Origin of the sequence: Methylophilus sp. 'Pure River' (genome assembly GCF_046765995.1) — a bacterium.
Lineage (GTDB): Bacteria > Pseudomonadota > Gammaproteobacteria > Burkholderiales > Methylophilaceae > Methylophilus.
This window is the reverse complement of the sequence record NZ_JBKOUE010000002.1, coordinates 219,181-237,962: the sequence shown is the minus strand read 5'-3', so window position 1 is coordinate 237,962 and position 18,782 is coordinate 219,181. Positions and strand designations below refer to the sequence as shown.

The following is an 18,782-nucleotide window of genomic DNA, read 5'->3' as shown; positions in this document are numbered from 1 at the left end:
AGCTGGGGTGCACTTTCTTTTGGTTACTTATTCTTTGGGCAAGCAAAGAAAAGTAACTCGCCAAAAAGGCGAAAAGCAACGCCCCAATCACCTTACACAATCATTCAAACTAAAACACTCTAGCGCCCACCAGCCTTAAGCCAACGCCCAATCCAGGTTTCCGGCATCTCCGTCCCCGTCACCAGGTAATGCAGCGTCTTAATATCATGCATCACAAAACGCTGTATCGATTTAGCCTGGTCCAGGCCACAACACAAAATCGTGTCGCCAATTTGCAAGGGCGTAGATAACTCCGGCAATAACATCTTTTGCTCACCGCGCACCAGCATCAGCGGTACCACCGGCATTTCATGTCGCTGCTGCCCAGCCGGACGCATCATCAAATGTTTAAGTGCAGGCAGTATGCCTTGCTCCATCAGCGCGCACACGGCTACCGCCATGTCGTCCGCAATGGTGATGTCCCAGGTATCAGGCACTTGCTCGCCTAATTTTGAAACCAGTTGCGCAATGACAGCATTGGCCCAGGCGTTGCCCTGATGCCGCGCAGTCACCAGAAACTCCGCCAGCATGGGCGACACCATATAAGACAAGCAGGTATGCGCAATCACATCGCTGGGTTGCATAGTGATATCGGCATTAAAGTGCTGAAACAGGGGATCGTTATGCCGTTTGTTTTTGCGGATGATGACGAATAGCTTCGGATTCAGTTCGAGCGCCGTCATCACGATCGACAAGTTGTTAATATCATTGTCTGTGCCGGCAACGATACCCACCGCATTTTCTACCCCGGCCTGCTGCAAAATATGCGATTCCACACCACTGCCGATAATACAGTCCTCACATTGCGTGCCTTGCGGGTCGGCCTCAATCACGGTGACATGCATCTCACCATTTTGCAGGCTGCTCACAACTGACTTGCCAAAACGACCGAAACCACAGGCAATCCAATGCCCTTGCGGCACCGGCGCTGGCGTGGCAATCGCATCTCCCGGCGCCCTGGTCAGCCATTCGTGCAACAAATAAGTACCCAGCGCGTTCAGGCGCATGGCCAGATGTTCGCCAAAAATATTGTAAGGGTTAATAATGCGGTCAGTGCCAAACGAGGCCATATTGGCGGCAATCACGTCATTCTGCACGCGTGCCAGCACCGGCAAATCGGGCTTGATCAGCTTCACAGCCACCGAAATCGCCAGGTTGGCATGGTCATCATCGGTCAGCGCGGCCACCCCACGACACATCGGGTTTTTAATGCCGGCATACAGCAACACTTCTGACAATTTGGCGTCTGCACACAAATGCGGAACATAGAACTGGTAATCGGTCATTTCCAGTTCATTGATACGCTCCGGCGAAATTTCCAGCACCACCACACGCAATTCATTTTTATCCAGCGCCCGCACCAATTCACCACCGGTTTCGCCATAGCCGCAAATCAGGTAAAACGGTTCCATCAGGTTGCGCACATCGCGCTGAAACATGGCGTTTTTAAATGCCAGCTTTAAGGCCGATTCCTGAAACAGGGCAATAATCGCGCCGATGGCATAAAACCAGGAAATGACCGTCAGGTAAATCGAAAAAGTCATCCACAAGCGTTGATGCGTGGTGAACGGGTAGGGGATTTCACCAAAACCAATGGTGGTGGCGGTGTAGCTCAGGATATAAAACGCATCAAAAAAACCGTAGCGATAAGGCTGACCATGATCATCCATACCTGGGATGAGTACAAAACCAATCAGCGCGATCGCATAGCTAATAATGACCATGAGCAGCGGCGCGCGCATGCGCCGCAAAATCAGGAAGATGATTTGATTGAGACTCACGACTGTCCCCGTTGCTGCACCTTAGCGGCGCAAGGTGACGGTTTCGTAAATCAGCAAAATCACTGAGGTGATATTAGCCAGGAAAGCACCGCCAGACAAAGAAACAATGCCCACAATCACCTCGGGCTCGGCGCCTTTGCTCCCTGCCACCACCCAGATAATCGCGGCGGCAATCAGTTGTATGTCAGCCACCAGGCTGGTCGCCAGGTGAATCGCGCCAATCTGGGTACGGTCGCCAAACTTGAGCACGGTGGCAATCAGGTTCACCACAATCGCCACATATAACTCGTAATGCAAGTGATGTTGCGGATTATCAATCTCGCCTACAAAAAAACCAAAATTGAGTGTCATGGCCAGAATAATAAAAAAGCCAAAAATCACTTTTTCCAAATTCATTTAGGTTTCCCCCGACGATTGTTTTATGGCATTCTACCCGATTAAAATTTGTTTACCCCGATGTTTTTTATGTCACAAAATCCTGTGCCTGCCATGCGTATTTTAATTACCGGCGCCTCCAGCGGCCTAGGAGCAGCCATGGCTGCTGCCTACGCCAGAGAATATGGCGGGAAACTGGTGCTGGCTTTGTGCGGCAGAAACGAAGCCGCATTGCAAACGCTGGTAGACAGCTTAAAACAACAATATCAAACCACCTGCGTCATTTATTGCGTGGATGTGCGTGTCGCCGAGCAAATGCAATCCATGGCTCAGGACTTTTTACACCGCTTTGGTACGCCGCACATCGTTATCGGCAATGCCGGTGTCAGCCGTGGCACCTTAACCGAATTTGCCGAAGACATCCCGGCATTTCAAGCCGTGTTTGAAACCAATGTCATGGGCCTGGTACACACCTTCCAACCTCTGATCGAGGCTATGAAAACCAGTGCGGCCAAAGGTGAGCCTGCGCAATTGGTTGGCATTGCCAGCGTCGCCGGTATCCGTGGCCTGCCAGGCTCGGGTGCTTATAGTGCCAGCAAGGCTGCGGCGATCACCTACCTCGAAAGCCTGCGCGTCGAAATGCAACTATACGGCATCGCTGTCACCACCATTGCCCCGGGTTATATCCGCACGCCAATGACCGATATCAATACTTACCCCATGCCGTTTTTAATGGATGCCGATGTGTTTGCGCGCAAAGCCGTGCGGGCGATTGCCGCACAACGCCGCTTTACTGTGATTCCGTGGCAAATGGGCATCGTCGCGCGTCTGATGCGATTATTACCTGCATGCGTGTGGGACTTCATCATGAAAAAAGCCCCGCACAAAGCGAGGCTTTAATCACGACACTGACCGGATCAGGTCAAATCTTTAATCGTTTCGGTTGAACCATTGGTTTTCACCGAAGCAATGCCATTATCACGCCCAGCTTCCGCAGAGTACATCTGGCTGGTGCCAATGACCTGGCTATTGCCTGCCAGCAAATTGAAATAAGGTCGACCATCTTTGGCCGTCAGCTTCTGGTAACGCTCATCCAGCGGACTGTTTTTCTGCACAGACTCAATGCCGTTTTGTGCCGCGGCCTTGGTGGTATATTGCTCGCTTTTAAGAATCTGCTCACCATTACCCGCCTTCAATGCAAAACTGAATTGACCGTTTGCATCACTTTTTGTTAGTTCAAACCAACCTGCCATCGCTCGCTCCTCTGTCTATCATCAATAAAGAAATTCTTACAACGATTCCAGATTCATCTTGCGATTTCTGCTCATCTTTGTAAAGAACCGCCCTTTTTAAAAGATGTTGAAAAATGCGGCTGTGGATGATTTACAACATCCCTTAACATTCGCCATAAAAAAGCCCATTCAATCGAATGGGCTTTTAAGTTAGCGCGTAATAGGTTTGTAACGAATACGCTTGGGTTTAGCACCTTCTTCACCCAGCCGTTTTTTCTTGTCGGCTTCGTATTCCTGGTAGTTACCGTTAAAGAAGGTCCATTGTGAATCACCTTCCGCCGCCAGGATGTGCGTCGCAATCCTATCCAGGAACCAGCGGTCATGCGAGGTGACCAATACGCAACCGGCAAATTCCAGCAGGGCGTCTTCCAGCGCACGCAGGGTTTCCACGTCGAGATCGTTTGACGGTTCATCCAGCAGCAAGACGTTGGCGCCGGAAATCAGGGTTTTCGCCAGATGCAACCGGCCACGCTCACCGCCAGACAACTGACCAACAATCTTCTGCTGATCACCACCTTTGAAGTTAAAGCGACCAATATAGGCCCGGCTAGGCATTTCAAATTTGCCGACGCTCAACACATCCAGGCCACCAGAAATCGCCTCGAAGACGGTTTTATCGTTATCCAGGCCGTCACGGGTCTGATCGACTGCTGCCAACTTGACGGTAGGCCCGGTGATGATTTCACCACTATCTGGCTGCTCTTGACCTTGCAACATACGGAACAGCGTCGACTTACCGGCACCGTTAGGGCCGATGACACCAACAATCGCGCCTGGCGGCAAGCTGAATGATAAATTATCAATCAGCAGACGGTCACCAAAGCCTTTGGACACATTGTTGAACTCAATGACCTGATTACCCAAGCGGTCACCTGGCGGAATAAAGATTTCCTGGGTTTCGTTACGGCGCTGGTATTCAACGCTGGACATTTCTTCATAACGGGCCAGACGCGCTTTACTCTTGCTCTGGCGGGCCTTAGCACCCTGGCGCACCCACTCCAGCTCCTGCTTCATGGCTTTGCGGTGAGCATCTTCCTGTTTCTGTTCCAGGGCTAAACGGTCTTCTTTTTGCTCCAACCAACTGGAGTAATTGCCTTTCCACGGAATGCCTTCGCCACGGTCCAGTTCCAAGATCCACTCAGCCGCATTATCGAGGAAGTAACGGTCATGGGTAACAGCCACTACGGTACCCGGGAAGCGCACCAGGAACTGTTCCAGCCACTCCACAGATTCCGCATCCAGGTGGTTGGTCGGTTCATCCAGCAGCAACATGTCCGGTTTGGAGAGCAGCAATTTACACAAAGCCACACGGCGCTTTTCACCGCCAGACAACGGGCCTATCATGGCATCCCACGGCGGCAAGCGCAGCGCATCAGCAGCGATTTCCAATTGTTGCTCAACATCACTACCACTGGCAGCGAGGATATTTTCATACTTGGCCTGTTCTTCGGCCAGCTTGTCAAAATCAGCATCAGGCTCAGCATAGGCGGCGTAGATTTCTTCCAGCTTTTGCTTGGCTTCCATAATCGCCCCCAGGCCAGCTTCGACTTCCTGACGCACAGTCTTGTCCGGATCCAGCTGAGGCTCTTGCGGCAAATAGCCAATGGACAAATTAGGCTGCCATTGCACTTCGCCTTCGTACTCTTTATCGGCACCCGCCATGATGCGCAGCACAGTGGATTTACCGGAGCCATTTAAACCCAGCAGGCCGATTTTGGCACCCGGGAAAAATGACAAAGAGATATTTTTAATGATTTGCCGTTTGGGCGGCACGATTTTGCTCACGCGGAGCATGGACATCACATATTGCGCCATGAGAAATTCCGGGACGGTGATTGAAAGTGCGTATTTTAATACGCGCGGTCAAAATTAGCTTGTAGATAAAAGTATTCGGCATGAAAAAAGGGCCTTTCGGCCCTTTTTAACTTAAACACTTATGCTGCGGCGCGTTGTTCAATAAAGCTAGGATTGGTTTGCGCCTGCGTGCCGATCTGGATTTTTCGTGGCTTCAAGGCCTCAGGGATTTCACGCAGCAGGGCAATGGTTAACAGGCCGTTTTCAAGATTGGCACCAGTCACTTTGACATGGTCAGCCAGCTGGAACTTGTGTTCAAAATCACGCGTGGCGATCCCACGGTGCAAAAAGGTAGTTTCCTGTTGAGTTTTCGCTTTGCGGCCAGTCACACGCAACGCCTGGTGTTCGGTTTCAATCTCCAGCTCATGCTGCTGAAAACCGGCGACTGCCATCACAATTTTGTAGGCGTTTTCGTCGACCAGTTCGATATTATAAGGTGGATAGCTGATTTCGTTTTCACTACGCTGGTTTTCGTTGAGCATTTTAGCCAGGCGGTCAAAACCAATGGCGGTTCTGTAGAAAGGGCTTAAGTCATAAGTACGCATAAAGTTGATCCTTGTAAAAATAAAGCGATTAACATGAATTTCAGACCTCAAACTGCAAGCATCTGTATTTTCAATATGGGAATACGCTTTATTTTTTCAAGGGCCAGCGAGCAGGTTAAATACCCAATGCCTCCGTCCAGGCCAAGGCATCCATATGGCACTGATTCACTTTGTCAGGGTCTAGTTGCAGCATTGCCGCCAGTTGTAAAATCTCCTCGCTGTTGGCATCTTCACACGCTTCTGTCAGCTTGAGGAAAGGGCCAAAAATACCTTCACGCTTGGTCAAAGCATCTACAATAGTCTCTGGCAACTGCAACTTTTCCAGCACCTTGTCCATGGGTACTTTCAGCATCACATCCAGCAAGGAAAACACGCCCACCACAAACAGATTGTCGCGGTCACGTTTCTCAAAGAAAGGCTCGCCCAGCAGCTCGGTCAAACGGCCACGGGTAATGGATGTTTTCATCAGGGCAGGGGAGCTGCTGTTATTGCCAGCGGTGACCATCAATAACGTTAACCAGCGGTATAACTGATTGCGGCCCAAAATAGTCAGTGCATGGCCAATTGACTGTACCTCGCAGGACAAGCCAAAGCCCACAGAATTGATGTAGCGCAGCAGCTTGTAACTCAGGGTAGTATCGCGTTTGAAACCATTTTCTATGGTTTTGTTGTCCGCCTCCTGGCTGACCAGGTTTAACAAATGCAGCACGCCGTCAAAACTTGGGTTAATGACTTTGCTATTGAGGTTTTCCGGCTTGGCGTAAAAATAACCCTGGAAGTGCTGGTAACCTGCCTCAAGCAAGCTATCAAACTGGGCAGTCTGCTCGACTTTTTCAGCAATCAGTTTGCAACCTGTCGGTTGATATTTTTTGAGCCACTGTGTCGCTTGTGCAATATCCACATTTCGCATATCCAGCTTTATATAATCTGCGTAGGGAATCAATGCCTCTAACTGCGGGTGGTGTTGCGGGTTATCCAGCGCAATCCTGAATTTGGCTTCTTTGAGTTCACGGCAACGTGCAATGATCTCGGGGGTCACATCTACTGTATGCACCACCTCTAAAACAGTTTTTTCAGCAGGCATCAGCTCCAAAAATACACTGCCGAGCATGACATGGTCGACGTTGATAAAAGCCAGCTGTTGTCCTAACAACCAGTTGTCCTGCATCTCATCAATGGTCGTAGAGAGAATCTTGGCACAGGTTTGAATATCTTCTTCAAATGGCGCATGGCTGCCATTGCTATTGTTCCTGAAAAAGAACTCATAGCCGATAATCTCTTGTTGACTGTTAACAATCGGCTGGCGACCGATAATACTGTGTTGTGACGTGGACATGACTGCCTTTCTGATGAGCATCTACTATCAGTATAAGGGATACTAGCCGTTTTCTTATTTGAAAAAAGCCCCGAATGTCGGGGCTTTTTACCTTTATTACTTACTCAACGGTGACACTCTTGGCCAGGTTACGTGGTTTGTCCACATCGGTGCCTTTGAGTAAAGCCGCATGATAAGCCAGCAACTGTACTGGAATCGCATGCAAAATAGGCGAGAGCACACCGACATGGCGCGGCGTGCGGATCACGTGCACGCCTTCAGACTCTTTAAAGTGACTGTCGGCATCGGCAAACACAAACAGCTCGCCACCACGTGCTTTGACCTCCTGCATGTTGGATTTGACCTTCTCCAGCAGAGCATCATTAGGGGCAATCACCACTACCGGCATATTGCTATCCACCAGTGCCAGCGGACCGTGTTTGAGCTCACCAGCCGGATAGGCTTCAGCGTGAATATAGGAAATTTCCTTGAGTTTAAGTGCACCTTCCATCGCAATCGGGAAGTGCACGCCGCGCCCCAGGAACAAAGCATGTTCTTTATCCCCAAAACGGTGTGCCCATTCGCGGATTTGCGGCTCCAGATTCAAGGCAATCTGCACGCCACCTGTCAGTTGGCGCAAGTCGGATAAGTATTGCTGCTCTTGTGCCGCACTCAGTAAGCCACGTGCTTTGCTTAAAGTGACAGCCAGCACAAACAGTGCGATCAACTGCGTGGTGAATGCCTTGGTACTGGCCACACCGATTTCAGCACCAGCACGCGTGTAAAAGATCAATGACGAAGCCCGTGGAATCGCGCTTTCCTGTACATTACAAATCGCCAGGCTATGTTCGTGGCCCAGTTTCTGCGCATGTTTGAGCGCCTCCATGGTATCCAGCGTTTCGCCAGATTGCGAGATCGTGACAATCAGCTGTTTAGGATTAGGCACGGACTCGCGGTAGCGGTATTCACTGGCGATCTCAACCGAGGTTGGAATTTTGGCGATGCTTTCCAACCAGTATTTGGCCGTGAGGCCTGCGTAATAACTGGTGCCTGCCGCCAAGATCAGTACGCTATCAATCTGTGAAAAAATGCTCGCGGCTGATTGGCCAAACAACTCACTCCTGAACGCGCCATCGTCAATCAGCGCTTCAATCGTATCGCTAATCGCACGTGGTTGCTCGTGGATTTCTTTTTGCATAAAGTGGCTGTAAGGGCCGAGTTCCAGCGAGGCTAGTGACACATCACTCAGATGCACTTTACGTTCAGCCACCTCGCCACGTTTGTCGATAATCATCACGGCATCGGTTTGCATCGTTGCTACATCACCATCTTCCAGGTAAATGACTTTACGGGTCGCAGAGAGCACGGCAGATACATCAGACGCGACAAAATTTTCACCGTCACCCAGGCCAATCAGCAACGGGCAACCCAGGCGGGCGACCACCATTTGCTGCGGATTATCCAGCGCAATCACACTGATGGCATAGGCACCGGTTAATTCGGCAATGGCCTGTTTAACGGCTGTAAACAAGTCCTGGTTTTGCTGGTAATAGTAATGCACCAGATGTGCGATGACTTCAGTATCTGTTTGTGAGTAAAACTGGTAACCCAGTGCTTTCAAGCGATCACGTTGTTCGTCGTGATTTTCGATAATGCCATTATGCACGACTGCAATCTGTGCGTTGTCTTGCGCAGGAGAAACGTGCGGGTGCGCATTTTGCTCAGTGACGCCACCATGCGTGGCCCAGCGCGTGTGGCCGATACCAATCTGGCTATGCATGCCTTCTGCTTTTAACTGCAGCTCGGACACACGCCCGACAGCGCGAGCGCGTTCTATGGTTTGATTGAGCACGGCAATCCCGGCTGAATCATAGCCACGATATTCGAGCCTGCTTAAGCCCTCGATCAGGAGTGGAACGATATTTCTATTGGAGACCGCACCGACAATGCCGCACATACGCTTATTTTTTCACCTTTTGTGGACGTTTCCATCCCTGAATTGACCGTTGTTCCCGCGCACGGCACAGCGTTAAGCTATCTGCCGGCACATCTTTGGTAATGGTTGAGCCTGCTGCAATCGTTGCCCCATGGCCCACAGTCACTGGCGCAACTAATTGGGTATCGGAGCCGACAAACACATTATCCTCAATGATGGTTTTATGTTTGTTCGCCCCGTCATAATTACAAGTGATCACGCCGGCGCCGATATTCACATTGGCACCAATGCTGGCATCGCCCACGTAAGTCAAATGATTGACCTTACTGCCGACGCCCACGGTGGCATTTTTGATTTCAACAAAATTGCCGACATGTGTCTCTGCGGCTAACTGCGTACCAGGGCGTAAGCGTGCAAACGGGCCGACTTTGCTGCCCGGGCCGACCTTGGCATCATCAATATGCGTAAATGCCGCCAGGCGCGTGCCTTTGGCGATCACGGCATCCTTAATCACACAATGCGGGCCAATCTGTACATCATCTTCAAGCGTGACCTGGCCTTCAAAGACGCAGTTCACATCAATCAACACATCACGGCCGCATTGTAATGCGCCACGGATATCAATACGCTGCGCATCCAGCAAGGTCACGCCTTGTGTCATCAGCGCTGTTGCCTGGCGCAGTTGGTACTCACGCTCGATTTGCTGCAAGTCCAGTTTGGAGTTAATGCCGGTGACCGACCAGGCGTCGGCGACCACATGCGGTAACACCGCCCGGCCCTCATTAACGGAGAGGGCGATGATATCGGTTAAATAATATTCCTGTTGCGCATTTTGGTTGCTGATATTAGCCAACCAATGTTTCAACTGTACATTCGGCATCGCCATAATGCCGGTATTCACTTCCTGTATTGCGCGCTGGGCCTCACTGGCATCTTTATGCTCGACAATGGCGACGACTTCATGCTTGTCATTACGCACAATACGGCCATAACCACTGGGGTCTGCCTTGATAAACGTCTGCACCACCAGGTGCTGATCGGCTTGCGTCAACATGTCACGACAAGCCGCCACATCGACCAGTGGCACATCCCCTAGCAGAATGAGTGTTTTACCATGATCAGGCAAGGTGGGCAGGGCTTGTTGTACAGCATGGCCGGTACCCAGTTGTTCTGCCTGCAATACCCATTGCAGGTCATCACCAGGCGTCTGTTGTTGTACTTGTTCGCCGCCAAAGCCATACACCACCGTGATGGTTTGCGGATTCAGCTGGCGGGCCGCATCAATCACATGATGCAGAATAGGCTTGCCCCCCACCGCATGCAGCACCTTAGGCAGGTCTGATCGCATGCGTGTGCCTTTACCCGCAGCGAGAATTACGATATTCAAATCAGTCATGCTGTTATTTTATCTCAGAAACAAAAAAGGCGGCTCGAAAGCCGCCTGTTTTATTGCCAGACTCCACAGGAATCTAGTGCACAGATTTACGCAATTTCTGGATTGCCTGGATTTGTGCGATCGCTTCTGCCAATTCAGCCTGGGCAGCTGCGTAATCGATCTCTGAAGAACGGTTACGCAATGCTTCTTCTGCGGCTTCTTTCGCTGCGATGGCTTTTGCTTCATCAAGATCCTGGCCACGAATTGCGGTGTCCGCCAGCACTGTTACCAGTCCTGGTTGTACTTCCATCATGCCGCCGGAAATATAAATCACCGTCTCTTCTTGCTCGGCAGTTTGCTTGATACGCAATGCGCCTGGCTTGATGGTGGTAATCATCGGTGCGTGATGTGGATAAATACCCACTTCACCTGCGCCAGCTGGTGCAACCACAAACTCGGCTTCACCAGAGAAGATGGACTCTTCGGCACTCACAACATCGATATGCACTGTATTTGCCATAATGTTCTCTTTTCTATATCACTGAAGATTTTTGATGCAAGCAGGTTTAAGCCTGCCTGCACCGGCAACCATTAGTTCAGTGTTTTAGCCTTTTCAACGGCTTCTTCAATGCCACCCACCATGTAGAACGCTTGCTCTGGCAAGTGATCGTATTCACCAGCCACAATCGCTTTAAAGCCTTTGATGGTTTCTTTCAGTGGTACGTATTTGCCTGGAGCGCCAGTAAACACTTCAGCCACGTGGAAAGGTTGTGACAGGAAACGTTGGATTTTACGTGCACGGCCCACTGCCAGTTTGTCTTCTGGAGACAGTTCGTCCATACCCAAAATCGCGATAATGTCACGCAACTCTTTGTAGCGTTGCAATGTTGCTTGTACGGAACGTGCAACAGAGTAATGCTCTTCACCAACCACCAGTGGATCCAGCTGACGTGAAGTAGAGTCCAGTGGGTCAACCGCTGGGTAGATACCCAGGGAAGCGATGTCACGTGACAACACAACTGTCGAGTCCAAGTGTTGGAAAGTCGTTGCTGGAGATGGGTCAGTCAAGTCATCCGCAGGCACGTAAACCGCTTGGATAGAAGTAATAGAACCGACTTTAGTAGAGGTAATACGCTCTTGCAAACGGCCCATTTCGTCAGCCAGGGTAGGTTGGTAACCTACGGCTGAAGGCATACGGCCCAGCAACGCAGATACTTCAGTACCAGCCAAGGTGTAACGGTAGATGTTGTCCACGAAGAACAACACGTCACGGCCTTCGTCACGGAATTTTTCAGCCATGGTCAAACCAGACAAAGCAACACGCAGACGGTTACCTGGAGGCTCGTTCATCTGACCGAACACCATCGCTACTTTGGACTCTTTCATGTTGTCCAGCTTGATGACGCCTGCATCTGCCATTTCGTGGTAGAAGTCGTTACCTTCACGGGTACGCTCACCTACACCAGCAAATACGGACAAACCGGAGTGCTGTTTAGCGATGTTGTTAATCAGTTCCAGCATGTTAACGGTCTTGCCTACACCCGCACCACCGAACAGACCCACTTTACCGCCTTTAGCAAACGGGCAAACGAGGTCAATCACCTTGATGCCTGTTTCCAACAGGTCAACAGATGGTGACAGCTCTTCGAAAGCGGGAGCTTTCTGGTGGATAGAGCGGAATTCTTGTGAATCAATTGGACCCACTTCATCGATTGGGCGACCCAATACGTCCATGATACGGCCCAAAGTACCTTCACCCACTGGTACAGAGATCGCTGCACCTGTGTTTTTGAATGTGGTACCACGTGCCAAACCGTCAGAAGAGCCCATGGCAATGGTACGGACCACGCCGTCGCCCAATTGCTGCTGCACTTCCAGTGTCAAACCGGCTTCTGCATTGCTGTCTTTTGCATCAATAATCAATGCATCGAATACTTTAGGCATTTGATCGCGTGGAAATTCCACGTCAACCACAGCGCCAATACACTGCACTACTTTACCTGTTACTGCTTGATTTGCCTTTGCCATTTTCTTTTCCTAACTGTATGAGTCAGATCTAATTGAATTCTTTCACGATGCTTTTAAAGCACGCGCCTTAGGAGGAAACCGCTGCCGCACCGCCGACGATTTCTGAAATCTCTTTGGTAATCGCTGCCTGACGGGCTTTGTTGTATACCAGTTTCAGCTCGCCAATCACGCTCTTCGCGTTATCGGAAGCAGATTTCATCGCCACCATACGGGCAGATTGCTCGGACGCCATGTTTTCGGCCACTGCGTTGTAAATCAGTGACTCGATATAACGCGTCATCAACTCATCTACCACTGGTTTTGCTTCAGGCTCATAGATGTAATCCCAATGGCCATTCGGGCTGCCCAGTTGCTCACCGGTCAATGGCAACAATTGTTGCATGGTCGGCTCTTGCTTCATGGTGTTGATGAATTTGGTATAGCAGATGTAAAGCTGATCAATTTCACCAGCGATGTACGCATCCAGCATGACCTTGATGGTACCGATCAACTTTTCCAGATGCGGAGTATCGCCCAAGCCAGTGATATGGGATTTCACTTGCGCGCCGATACGGTTCATAAAGCCGTAGCCTTTGTTACCGATTGCGCTAACGCTGATGCCTTTGCCTTCAGCTTCCCAGGCTTTCATCTGGTTCAGTGACAAACGCAATACGTTGGTATTCAAACCGCCGCACAGGCCTTTGTCTGAACTGACCACAATCAGGCCGACATTTTTCACCACGTCACGTTTAATCAAAAACGGATGACGATACTCGGATTGTGCAAAGGAGAGGTGAGCCGCCACGTTACGGATTTTATCCGCGTAGGGGCGGGAAGCACGCATTCTGTCTTGCGCTTTACGCATTTTAGAGGCGGCTACCATCTCCATCGCCTTGGTGATCTTGCGTGTATTTTCTACACTCTTGATCTTGGTTCTAATCTCTTTACTACCTGCCATATTAGGTTCCTAAGTCGAAGTGTCAGAGATTAATAAGCATTGGTTGCTTTGAAATCTTGAATCGCAGCTTCCAATGCTTTCTCGTTATCACCGCTCAGATCTTTGCTGGACTCGATAGCATCAATGATGTTCTTGTACTTGGAGTTCAGGAAACCATGCAATGCATTTTCAAATGCCAATACCTTGTTGGTTGGCACGTCATCAAAGAAACCTTTGTTCGCTGCAAACAAGCTTACACCCATGTTTGCCACGTTCAATGGCGCATATTGTGCCTGTTTCATCAACTCGGTAAACATACGACCGCGGTCCAGTTGTTTACGGGTAGCTTCGTCCAAGTCGGAAGCAAACTGCGCAAACGCAGCTAGTTCACGATATTGCGCCAAAGCCAGACGTACACCACCGCCCAGTTTTTTGATGATTTTAGTTTGTGCAGCACCACCCACGCGAGACACAGAAATACCGGCGTTGATCGCAGGACGAACACCCGCGTTAAACAAGTCAGTTTCCAGGAAAATCTGACCATCAGTAATCGAAATCACGTTGGTTGGAACGAATGCAGACACGTCACCGGCTTGGGTTTCAATCACTGGCAATGCAGTCAATGAACCTGTTTTACCTTTAACTTCACCGTTAGTGAATTTTTCAACATACTCTTCGTTCACGCGAGCAGCACGCTCCAACAAACGTGAGTGGATGTAGAACACATCACCTGGGTAAGCTTCGCGGCCTGGTGGACGGCGCAGCAACAGGGAAATCTGACGGTAAGCAACCGCTTGTTTGGACAAGTCATCGTAAACGATCAATGCATCTTGGCCACGGTCACGGAAGTATTCACCCATAGTACAACCGGCATAAGGTGCCAGGAATTGCAGGGCAGCAGAGTCAGAAGCAGAAGCCGCAACGATAATGGTGTAAGCCATCGCGCCGTGCTCTTCCAGTTTACGTACCACGTTGGCAATGGTTGAAGCCTTTTGGCCAACCGCAACGTAGATACAAGTCATGTTCTGACCTTTTTGGTTGATAATTGCATCAACGGCAACAGCTGTTTTACCAGTCTGACGGTCACCAATGATCAATTCACGTTGGCCACGGCCAACTGGTACCATGGAGTCGATAGACTTCAGGCCAGTTTGCACTGGTTGTGACACAGATTTACGTGCAATCACGCCTGGCGCAATTTTTTCAATTTTGTCAGTCAGTTTGGCGTTAACCGGACCTTTGCCATCAATAGGCTGACCCAGCGCGTTCACTACGCGACCAATCAGTTCCGGACCGACTGGCACTTCCAGAATACGGCCTGTACATTTACAGGTATCACCTTCTGTAATGTGCTCGTAATCACCCAATACCACGGCACCTACGGAGTCACGCTCCAGGTTCAATGCCAGACCGAAAGTGTTGCCTGGAAACTCAATCATCTCGCCGGACATCACGTTAGACAGGCCATGGATACGCACAATGCCGTCTGTTACGGAAATCACGGTACCCTGAGTACGGGCTTCCGCAGAAGTAGAGAAGTTTTCCAAACGGCTCTTAATGAGCTCGCTAATCTCTGATGTAGATAACTGCATTTAATTCTCCTATGCCTTATGCTGTGAGCGTATAGGCTAAATTTTGTAACTGACCTTGGACAGACGCGTCGATAACGGTGTCGCCAACAATAATTTTGATGCCGCCGATGATTTCCGGATCTACGGAAACGCTTGCTTCAATTTTCTTGCCGAACTTGGCTTCCAGACGTTTTACCAAATCTTTAGTTTGCGTTGCCGTGATTTTGGCAGCGGCAATGATTTGTGCGTCCAAGGTGCCTTCATCTTGCGCTTTCAAAGCCTCAAAAGCTTCAGCAATGGCAGGCAATAAGGATAAACGGCCATATTCAACCAAGGTCTTGATCAAATTTTGACCATGCTCGGTAAGATTGTCGCCGCAAACCTTGAGGAATGCGGCTTCAATATCAGCGGCATTCAGCTTAGGGTCATCAATCAGGGTTTTCATTTGGTCATTTGCTGCGACTGCCGCGGCCAATGCCAACATTTCAGACCATTTTGCCAATGCTTTTTTCTCTTTGCCCAGCTTGTAGGCAGCGACAGCATAAGGCCTTGCAATGGTTGAGAGTTCAGCCATGTTTTATCCCTTTTACCTTAAAGTTCCGCAGCGAGTTTAGCCAACATTTCGCTGTGTGCTTTAGCGTCAATCTCTTTACGCAGGATTTTTTCAGCACCGGCTACGGCCAATGTGGAAACCTGTGCGCGCAAACCTTCTTTGGCACGGTTCACTTCCTGATCGATTTCAGCTTTGGCACCGGCAATAATGCGATCACCTTCAGCTTTGGCGTTACCCTTAGCTTCATCAATGATTTGAGCGGCGCGTTTTTCGGCTTGCCCAATGATCTCAGTTGCCTTTTGTTTGGCCTCGTTCAGCGTGGTTTCAGATTTTTTGGCAGCCACTTCCAGGGCACTTTTGCCTTCCTGGGCAGCAGCCAAACCATCTGCGATCTCCTTTTGGCGCGCTTCGATCGCTGTTAACAGCGGCGGCCAAACGAATTTCACCGTGAACCAGATCAACACTGCAAATGCGATAGCTTGCGCGATGAGTGTGAAATTAATATTCATTTTGGATCCATCATACTGATTGGTTGAAAGGTTTAAGTCACACTTAAACCCTACCGGGCGGTATTTACCGAGTAAAAATTACTTAGCAACAACGCTCAACAATGGGTTTGCAAATGCAAACATCATTGCCAGACCAACACCAATAATGAAAGAAGCGTCGATCAGACCCAACAGCAGGAATACTTTACCTTGCAGGGCTGGGATCATTTCTGGTTGGCGAGCAGCGCCTTCCAGGAAACTTGCACACATGATACCAATACCGATACAAGCGCCAGCGGCACCCAAACCAATGATCAAACCGATACCAACGCCTGTGTAGGCTTGAATCAATGCTAATGCTTCCATTTAATACCCTCTCTTATAAAGAATTAAAAACAACTACAAAGTTAAAAACTAGTGTGACTCATGCGCCATGGCCAGGTAGACCACAGTCAGCATCATGAAAATAAACGCTTGCAATGCCACAATCAGGATGTGGAAAATAGACCAGCCAGCTCCCAGAATGGCACCAAACACGGTTCCGCTCAGGCCTGTGGCAGCCCACATACCCAACAGCAAGAAGATGATTTCACCGGCGTACATGTTACCGAACAGACGCAATGAGTGAGAAAGTGGTTTTGAAACGTATTCAATCAGGTTGAACAGGAAGTTGGCAGGCCATACCAGCGGATTGCTGCCGAATGGTGCACAGAACAGTTCGTGGATCCAGCCACCCAGGCCTTTAGCCTTGATAGAGAAGAAAATCATCAGGAACCACACCGCCAATGCCAGCGCAAAGGTAGTGTTGATATCGGAAGTAGGGACGATACGCCATTTTGCGTGTTCGCCACCGAAGAATGACACAATAGAAGCGACCCAGTCGACCGGCAGGAAGTCCATGGAGTTCATGGCCAGCACCCAGATAAACACGGTCAGGGCAGTTGGGGCAATAAAGGAATGACGGTCACCGTGGAAAATGTTTTTGACTTGATCATCAACAAAACCAAACACCAACTCAACAAAAGCCTGGCGCTTTGTTGGCACACCAGCGGTTGCACCACGTGCTACCCACCAGATTAAGCCCATCACCAGCAAGCCCAGCACAACTGAAGTCAACAAGGTGTCGTAGTGCAACACCCAGAAGCCTTCAGAGGCAGTGTTGCCGTTAACGCCCTGAGCATTAAAGCTCAAATGGTGCGCGATATATTCAGAAGGGGTGAGTTCTACGTTTTGTGCGTGTTCAGTTGTCATATCTTCAAACTATTTTTAAATTAACGTGTCTACACATCCACTTGTGATTTTGCCAGTGCCGCGCCAGAAAAAAGCGCCGCTGCCGCCAAGCCAGCAATGAGTGCGAAAGGCACCAATGCCTGATACAGCTTGAAAACCACAAACAGGATAATCGCGATGATCAATATTTTTACTGCTTCTGCCTTGAGTAAATTGAGCAATACAGCAGTGGGGTCTGTTTTTAAACGACCCTTTTCTGCAATTCTCGCTGCAAACCATGCACCGATCACCACAGAAACACCACCCATGAATGCAGATAATGCAGCCGTTAAACCACCAACCGCATAGGCAATCAACGTGACAGCCGCCGTCGCCATGAGCTGCCAACGCAGCACATTGCTATAGAGCGACATGCCAGCCGCAGTGTTTTGTTGACCACTCATGGGGTGAGACCGCTAAAATTCAAGGCAAAATACTACAAAGACGCGAGATTTTGAATTATTCACTCGCCGAAGTCAAGCACCAAACAGGACTTAACTGTCTGAATGTGCTGGAAAAATCCGCTTCCAGATCACTTACATGCAATTTAACTTACGATTTCAGGCGATTATCGGTCAGTTTCGCTATCCAATCATCCAATTGATCAAGATTAGAAAAGCTCAACTTTAACACCCCAGCACCACTAGCTTTACTACTAATCACCACATCGGCACCCAATTGTTCGCTGAGTTGATTTTGCAAGGAAGCGACATCGGGATGCACGGCTGGCTTGGCCTTTTTACCTGTAGCGGGCTCTGATTGAATCAAGCGCTCCACCTCACGCACAGACAAACCATCCTGCACCACTTTATTGGCCAGCAAAATTTGTTGTGCTGGCTCACTACCTACCAACGCCCTGGCATGACCCATATCAATCTGGTTATCCAGCAGCATGTCTTGCACCATAGGCGTCAGCGTGAGCAGGCGCAGCAAATTAGACACCGCCACACGTGAACGGCCCACAGCTTCTGCTGCCTTTTCATGCGTCATATCAAACTCATCAATCAGGCGCTTGATCCCCATGGCTTCCTCTAGGGGATTAAGGTCTTCACGTTGGATGTTTTCGATCAAGGCCATCGCCAAGGCGGCTTCGTCAGCGATCTCACGCACCAATACCGGCACTTCAGTGAGCCCGGCTTTTTGCGAAGCACGCCAGCGACGCTCACCGGCAATAATTTCAAATTTCTCGGCCGCAATTTCGCGCACCAGGATAGGCTGCATGATGCCTTGTGCCGCGATCGAGTCTGCCAGTGTTTGCAATGCGTCCTCGTTCATATAAGAACGCGGCTGATACTTACCCGGCTGCAACTGATCAACGGGGAGGGTACGCAAAGTATCCGACTGGGCGATCGTTTCCGTATCACCTGACAACAATGCGTCGAGTCCGCGTCCAAGTCCTTTGGGCTTCACCATACTGCTACTTCCTCTTCAATGAGTCTCTAAAA

The 18,782-nt window shown here is 49.9% G+C and carries 19 protein-coding genes; 1 reads left to right on the top strand and 18 read right to left on the bottom strand.

Translation table 11 applies throughout. The features are described 5' to 3' along the window. Positions 1-119 precede the first annotated feature (119 nt). Entirely contained in the window at positions 120-1,781 is a 1,662-nt protein-coding gene (locus ACIDE9_RS03405; protein ID WP_411992843.1) for a potassium channel family protein, read from the bottom strand. A gap of 60 nt (positions 1,782-1,841) precedes the next feature. Beyond that, positions 1,842-2,216: a DUF6394 family protein gene (locus ACIDE9_RS03400; RefSeq protein WP_019880750.1), complete on the bottom strand. Its 375-nt coding sequence runs from the start codon at positions 2,214-2,216 to the stop codon at positions 1,842-1,844. A gap of 60 nt (positions 2,217-2,276) precedes the next feature. Between ACIDE9_RS03400 and ACIDE9_RS03395 the strand changes: the two genes are divergently transcribed. Beyond that, complete coding sequence (locus ACIDE9_RS03395) at positions 2,277-3,095, top strand: SDR family oxidoreductase (RefSeq protein WP_411992698.1); 819 nt, start codon at positions 2,277-2,279, stop codon at positions 3,093-3,095. A gap of 17 nt (positions 3,096-3,112) precedes the next feature. Here ACIDE9_RS03395 and ACIDE9_RS03390 read toward each other — a convergent pair whose 3' ends face one another. The 16 genes from ACIDE9_RS03390 to ACIDE9_RS03315 form a co-directional block, all read right to left on the bottom strand. Next, the gene (locus ACIDE9_RS03390; protein ID WP_024930186.1) at positions 3,113-3,448 is read right to left on the bottom strand and encodes a YegP family protein; all 336 of its coding nucleotides are present in this window, start codon (positions 3,446-3,448) and stop codon (positions 3,113-3,115) included. Between the two features lie 189 nt (positions 3,449-3,637). Further along, positions 3,638-5,302, bottom strand: coding sequence for an energy-dependent translational throttle protein EttA (gene ettA, locus ACIDE9_RS03385; protein WP_194752509.1), 1,665 nt, complete (start codon positions 5,300-5,302; stop codon positions 3,638-3,640). Between the two features lie 119 nt (positions 5,303-5,421). Further along, complete coding sequence (locus ACIDE9_RS03380; protein WP_411992696.1) at positions 5,422-5,886, bottom strand: Hsp20 family protein; 465 nt, start codon at positions 5,884-5,886, stop codon at positions 5,422-5,424. Between the two features lie 115 nt (positions 5,887-6,001). Then, complete coding sequence (locus tag ACIDE9_RS03375) at positions 6,002-7,222, bottom strand: EAL and HDOD domain-containing protein (RefSeq protein ID WP_411992694.1); 1,221 nt, start codon at positions 7,220-7,222, stop codon at positions 6,002-6,004. A 100-nt stretch (positions 7,223-7,322) separates the two neighbouring features. Beyond that, complete coding sequence (gene glmS / locus ACIDE9_RS03370) at positions 7,323-9,158, bottom strand: glutamine--fructose-6-phosphate transaminase (isomerizing) (RefSeq protein ID WP_411992692.1); 1,836 nt, start codon at positions 9,156-9,158, stop codon at positions 7,323-7,325. 4 nt (positions 9,159-9,162) lie between these two features. Then, positions 9,163-10,533, bottom strand: coding sequence for a bifunctional UDP-N-acetylglucosamine diphosphorylase/glucosamine-1-phosphate N-acetyltransferase GlmU (gene glmU / locus ACIDE9_RS03365; protein ID WP_411992690.1), 1,371 nt, complete (start codon positions 10,531-10,533; stop codon positions 9,163-9,165). Between the two features lie 73 nt (positions 10,534-10,606). Next, a complete protein-coding gene (locus tag ACIDE9_RS03360; RefSeq protein WP_411992688.1) occupies positions 10,607-11,032 on the bottom strand; it encodes a F0F1 ATP synthase subunit epsilon in 426 nt (141 codons plus the stop codon). 71 nt (positions 11,033-11,103) lie between these two features. After that, a complete protein-coding gene (atpD, locus tag ACIDE9_RS03355) occupies positions 11,104-12,540 on the bottom strand; it encodes a F0F1 ATP synthase subunit beta (protein ID WP_411992686.1) in 1,437 nt (478 codons plus the stop codon). 67 nt (positions 12,541-12,607) lie between these two features. Then, positions 12,608-13,477, bottom strand: a complete 870-nt coding sequence (gene atpG, locus ACIDE9_RS03350) for a F0F1 ATP synthase subunit gamma (RefSeq protein WP_194752515.1) — start codon at positions 13,475-13,477, stop codon at positions 12,608-12,610. A gap of 29 nt (positions 13,478-13,506) precedes the next feature. Continuing rightward, positions 13,507-15,048 (bottom strand): F0F1 ATP synthase subunit alpha, encoded by a 1,542-nt coding sequence (gene atpA, locus ACIDE9_RS03345; protein ID WP_024930194.1) that lies wholly within the window; start codon positions 15,046-15,048, stop codon positions 13,507-13,509. A gap of 16 nt (positions 15,049-15,064) precedes the next feature. Then, positions 15,065-15,601 carry a F0F1 ATP synthase subunit delta gene (locus ACIDE9_RS03340; RefSeq protein ID WP_194752516.1) on the bottom strand — a complete coding sequence of 179 codons (537 nt, stop codon included), beginning with the start codon at positions 15,599-15,601 and terminating at the stop codon, positions 15,065-15,067. A gap of 17 nt (positions 15,602-15,618) precedes the next feature. Continuing rightward, complete coding sequence (locus ACIDE9_RS03335; RefSeq protein WP_019880765.1) at positions 15,619-16,089, bottom strand: F0F1 ATP synthase subunit B; 471 nt, start codon at positions 16,087-16,089, stop codon at positions 15,619-15,621. Between the two features lie 78 nt (positions 16,090-16,167). Continuing rightward, the gene (gene atpE, locus ACIDE9_RS03330; RefSeq protein ID WP_018987204.1) at positions 16,168-16,434 is read right to left on the bottom strand and encodes a F0F1 ATP synthase subunit C; all 267 of its coding nucleotides are present in this window, start codon (positions 16,432-16,434) and stop codon (positions 16,168-16,170) included. A 48-nt stretch (positions 16,435-16,482) separates the two neighbouring features. Further along, positions 16,483-17,319: a F0F1 ATP synthase subunit A gene (gene atpB, locus ACIDE9_RS03325; protein ID WP_194752517.1), complete on the bottom strand. Its 837-nt coding sequence runs from the start codon at positions 17,317-17,319 to the stop codon at positions 16,483-16,485. 29 nt (positions 17,320-17,348) lie between these two features. After that, the gene (locus tag ACIDE9_RS03320) at positions 17,349-17,741 is read right to left on the bottom strand and encodes an ATP synthase subunit I (RefSeq protein WP_194752518.1); all 393 of its coding nucleotides are present in this window, start codon (positions 17,739-17,741) and stop codon (positions 17,349-17,351) included. A gap of 148 nt (positions 17,742-17,889) precedes the next feature. Next, complete coding sequence (locus tag ACIDE9_RS03315; RefSeq protein ID WP_411992682.1) at positions 17,890-18,750, bottom strand: ParB/RepB/Spo0J family partition protein; 861 nt, start codon at positions 18,748-18,750, stop codon at positions 17,890-17,892. Positions 18,751-18,782 lie beyond the last annotated feature (32 nt).

Coding starts and splice junctions, on each gene's coding strand:
- ACIDE9_RS03335 (WP_019880765.1), bottom strand. CDS start 16,089: ATGAATATTAATTTCACACTCATCGCGCAAGCTATCGCATTTGCAGTG.
- ACIDE9_RS03405 (WP_411992843.1), bottom strand. CDS start 1,781: ATGCGCGCGCCGCTGCTCATGGTCATTATTAGCTATGCGATCGCGCTG.
- ACIDE9_RS03360 (WP_411992688.1), bottom strand. CDS start 11,032: ATGGCAAATACAGTGCATATCGATGTTGTGAGTGCCGAAGAGTCCATC.
- glmU (WP_411992690.1), bottom strand. CDS start 10,533: ATGACTGATTTGAATATCGTAATTCTCGCTGCGGGTAAAGGCACACGC.
- atpD (WP_411992686.1), bottom strand. CDS start 12,540: ATGGCAAAGGCAAATCAAGCAGTAACAGGTAAAGTAGTGCAGTGTATT.
- ACIDE9_RS03315 (WP_411992682.1), bottom strand. CDS start 18,750: ATGGTGAAGCCCAAAGGACTTGGACGCGGACTCGACGCATTGTTGTCA.
- ACIDE9_RS03395 (WP_411992698.1), top strand. CDS start 2,277: ATGTTTTTTATGTCACAAAATCCTGTGCCTGCCATGCGTATTTTAATT.
- ACIDE9_RS03340 (WP_194752516.1), bottom strand. CDS start 15,601: ATGGCTGAACTCTCAACCATTGCAAGGCCTTATGCTGTCGCTGCCTAC.
- atpE (WP_018987204.1), bottom strand. CDS start 16,434: ATGGAAGCATTAGCATTGATTCAAGCCTACACAGGCGTTGGTATCGGT.
- atpG (WP_194752515.1), bottom strand. CDS start 13,477: ATGGCAGGTAGTAAAGAGATTAGAACCAAGATCAAGAGTGTAGAAAAT.
- ACIDE9_RS03400 (WP_019880750.1), bottom strand. CDS start 2,216: ATGAATTTGGAAAAAGTGATTTTTGGCTTTTTTATTATTCTGGCCATG.
- ACIDE9_RS03390 (WP_024930186.1), bottom strand. CDS start 3,448: ATGGCAGGTTGGTTTGAACTAACAAAAAGTGATGCAAACGGTCAATTC.
- atpA (WP_024930194.1), bottom strand. CDS start 15,048: ATGCAGTTATCTACATCAGAGATTAGCGAGCTCATTAAGAGCCGTTTG.
- ACIDE9_RS03380 (WP_411992696.1), bottom strand. CDS start 5,886: ATGCGTACTTATGACTTAAGCCCTTTCTACAGAACCGCCATTGGTTTT.
- glmS (WP_411992692.1), bottom strand. CDS start 9,158: ATGTGCGGCATTGTCGGTGCGGTCTCCAATAGAAATATCGTTCCACTC.
- ACIDE9_RS03320 (WP_194752518.1), bottom strand. CDS start 17,741: ATGAGTGGTCAACAAAACACTGCGGCTGGCATGTCGCTCTATAGCAAT.
- atpB (WP_194752517.1), bottom strand. CDS start 17,319: ATGACAACTGAACACGCACAAAACGTAGAACTCACCCCTTCTGAATAT.
- ACIDE9_RS03375 (WP_411992694.1), bottom strand. CDS start 7,222: ATGTCCACGTCACAACACAGTATTATCGGTCGCCAGCCGATTGTTAAC.
- ettA (WP_194752509.1), bottom strand. CDS start 5,302: ATGGCGCAATATGTGATGTCCATGCTCCGCGTGAGCAAAATCGTGCCG.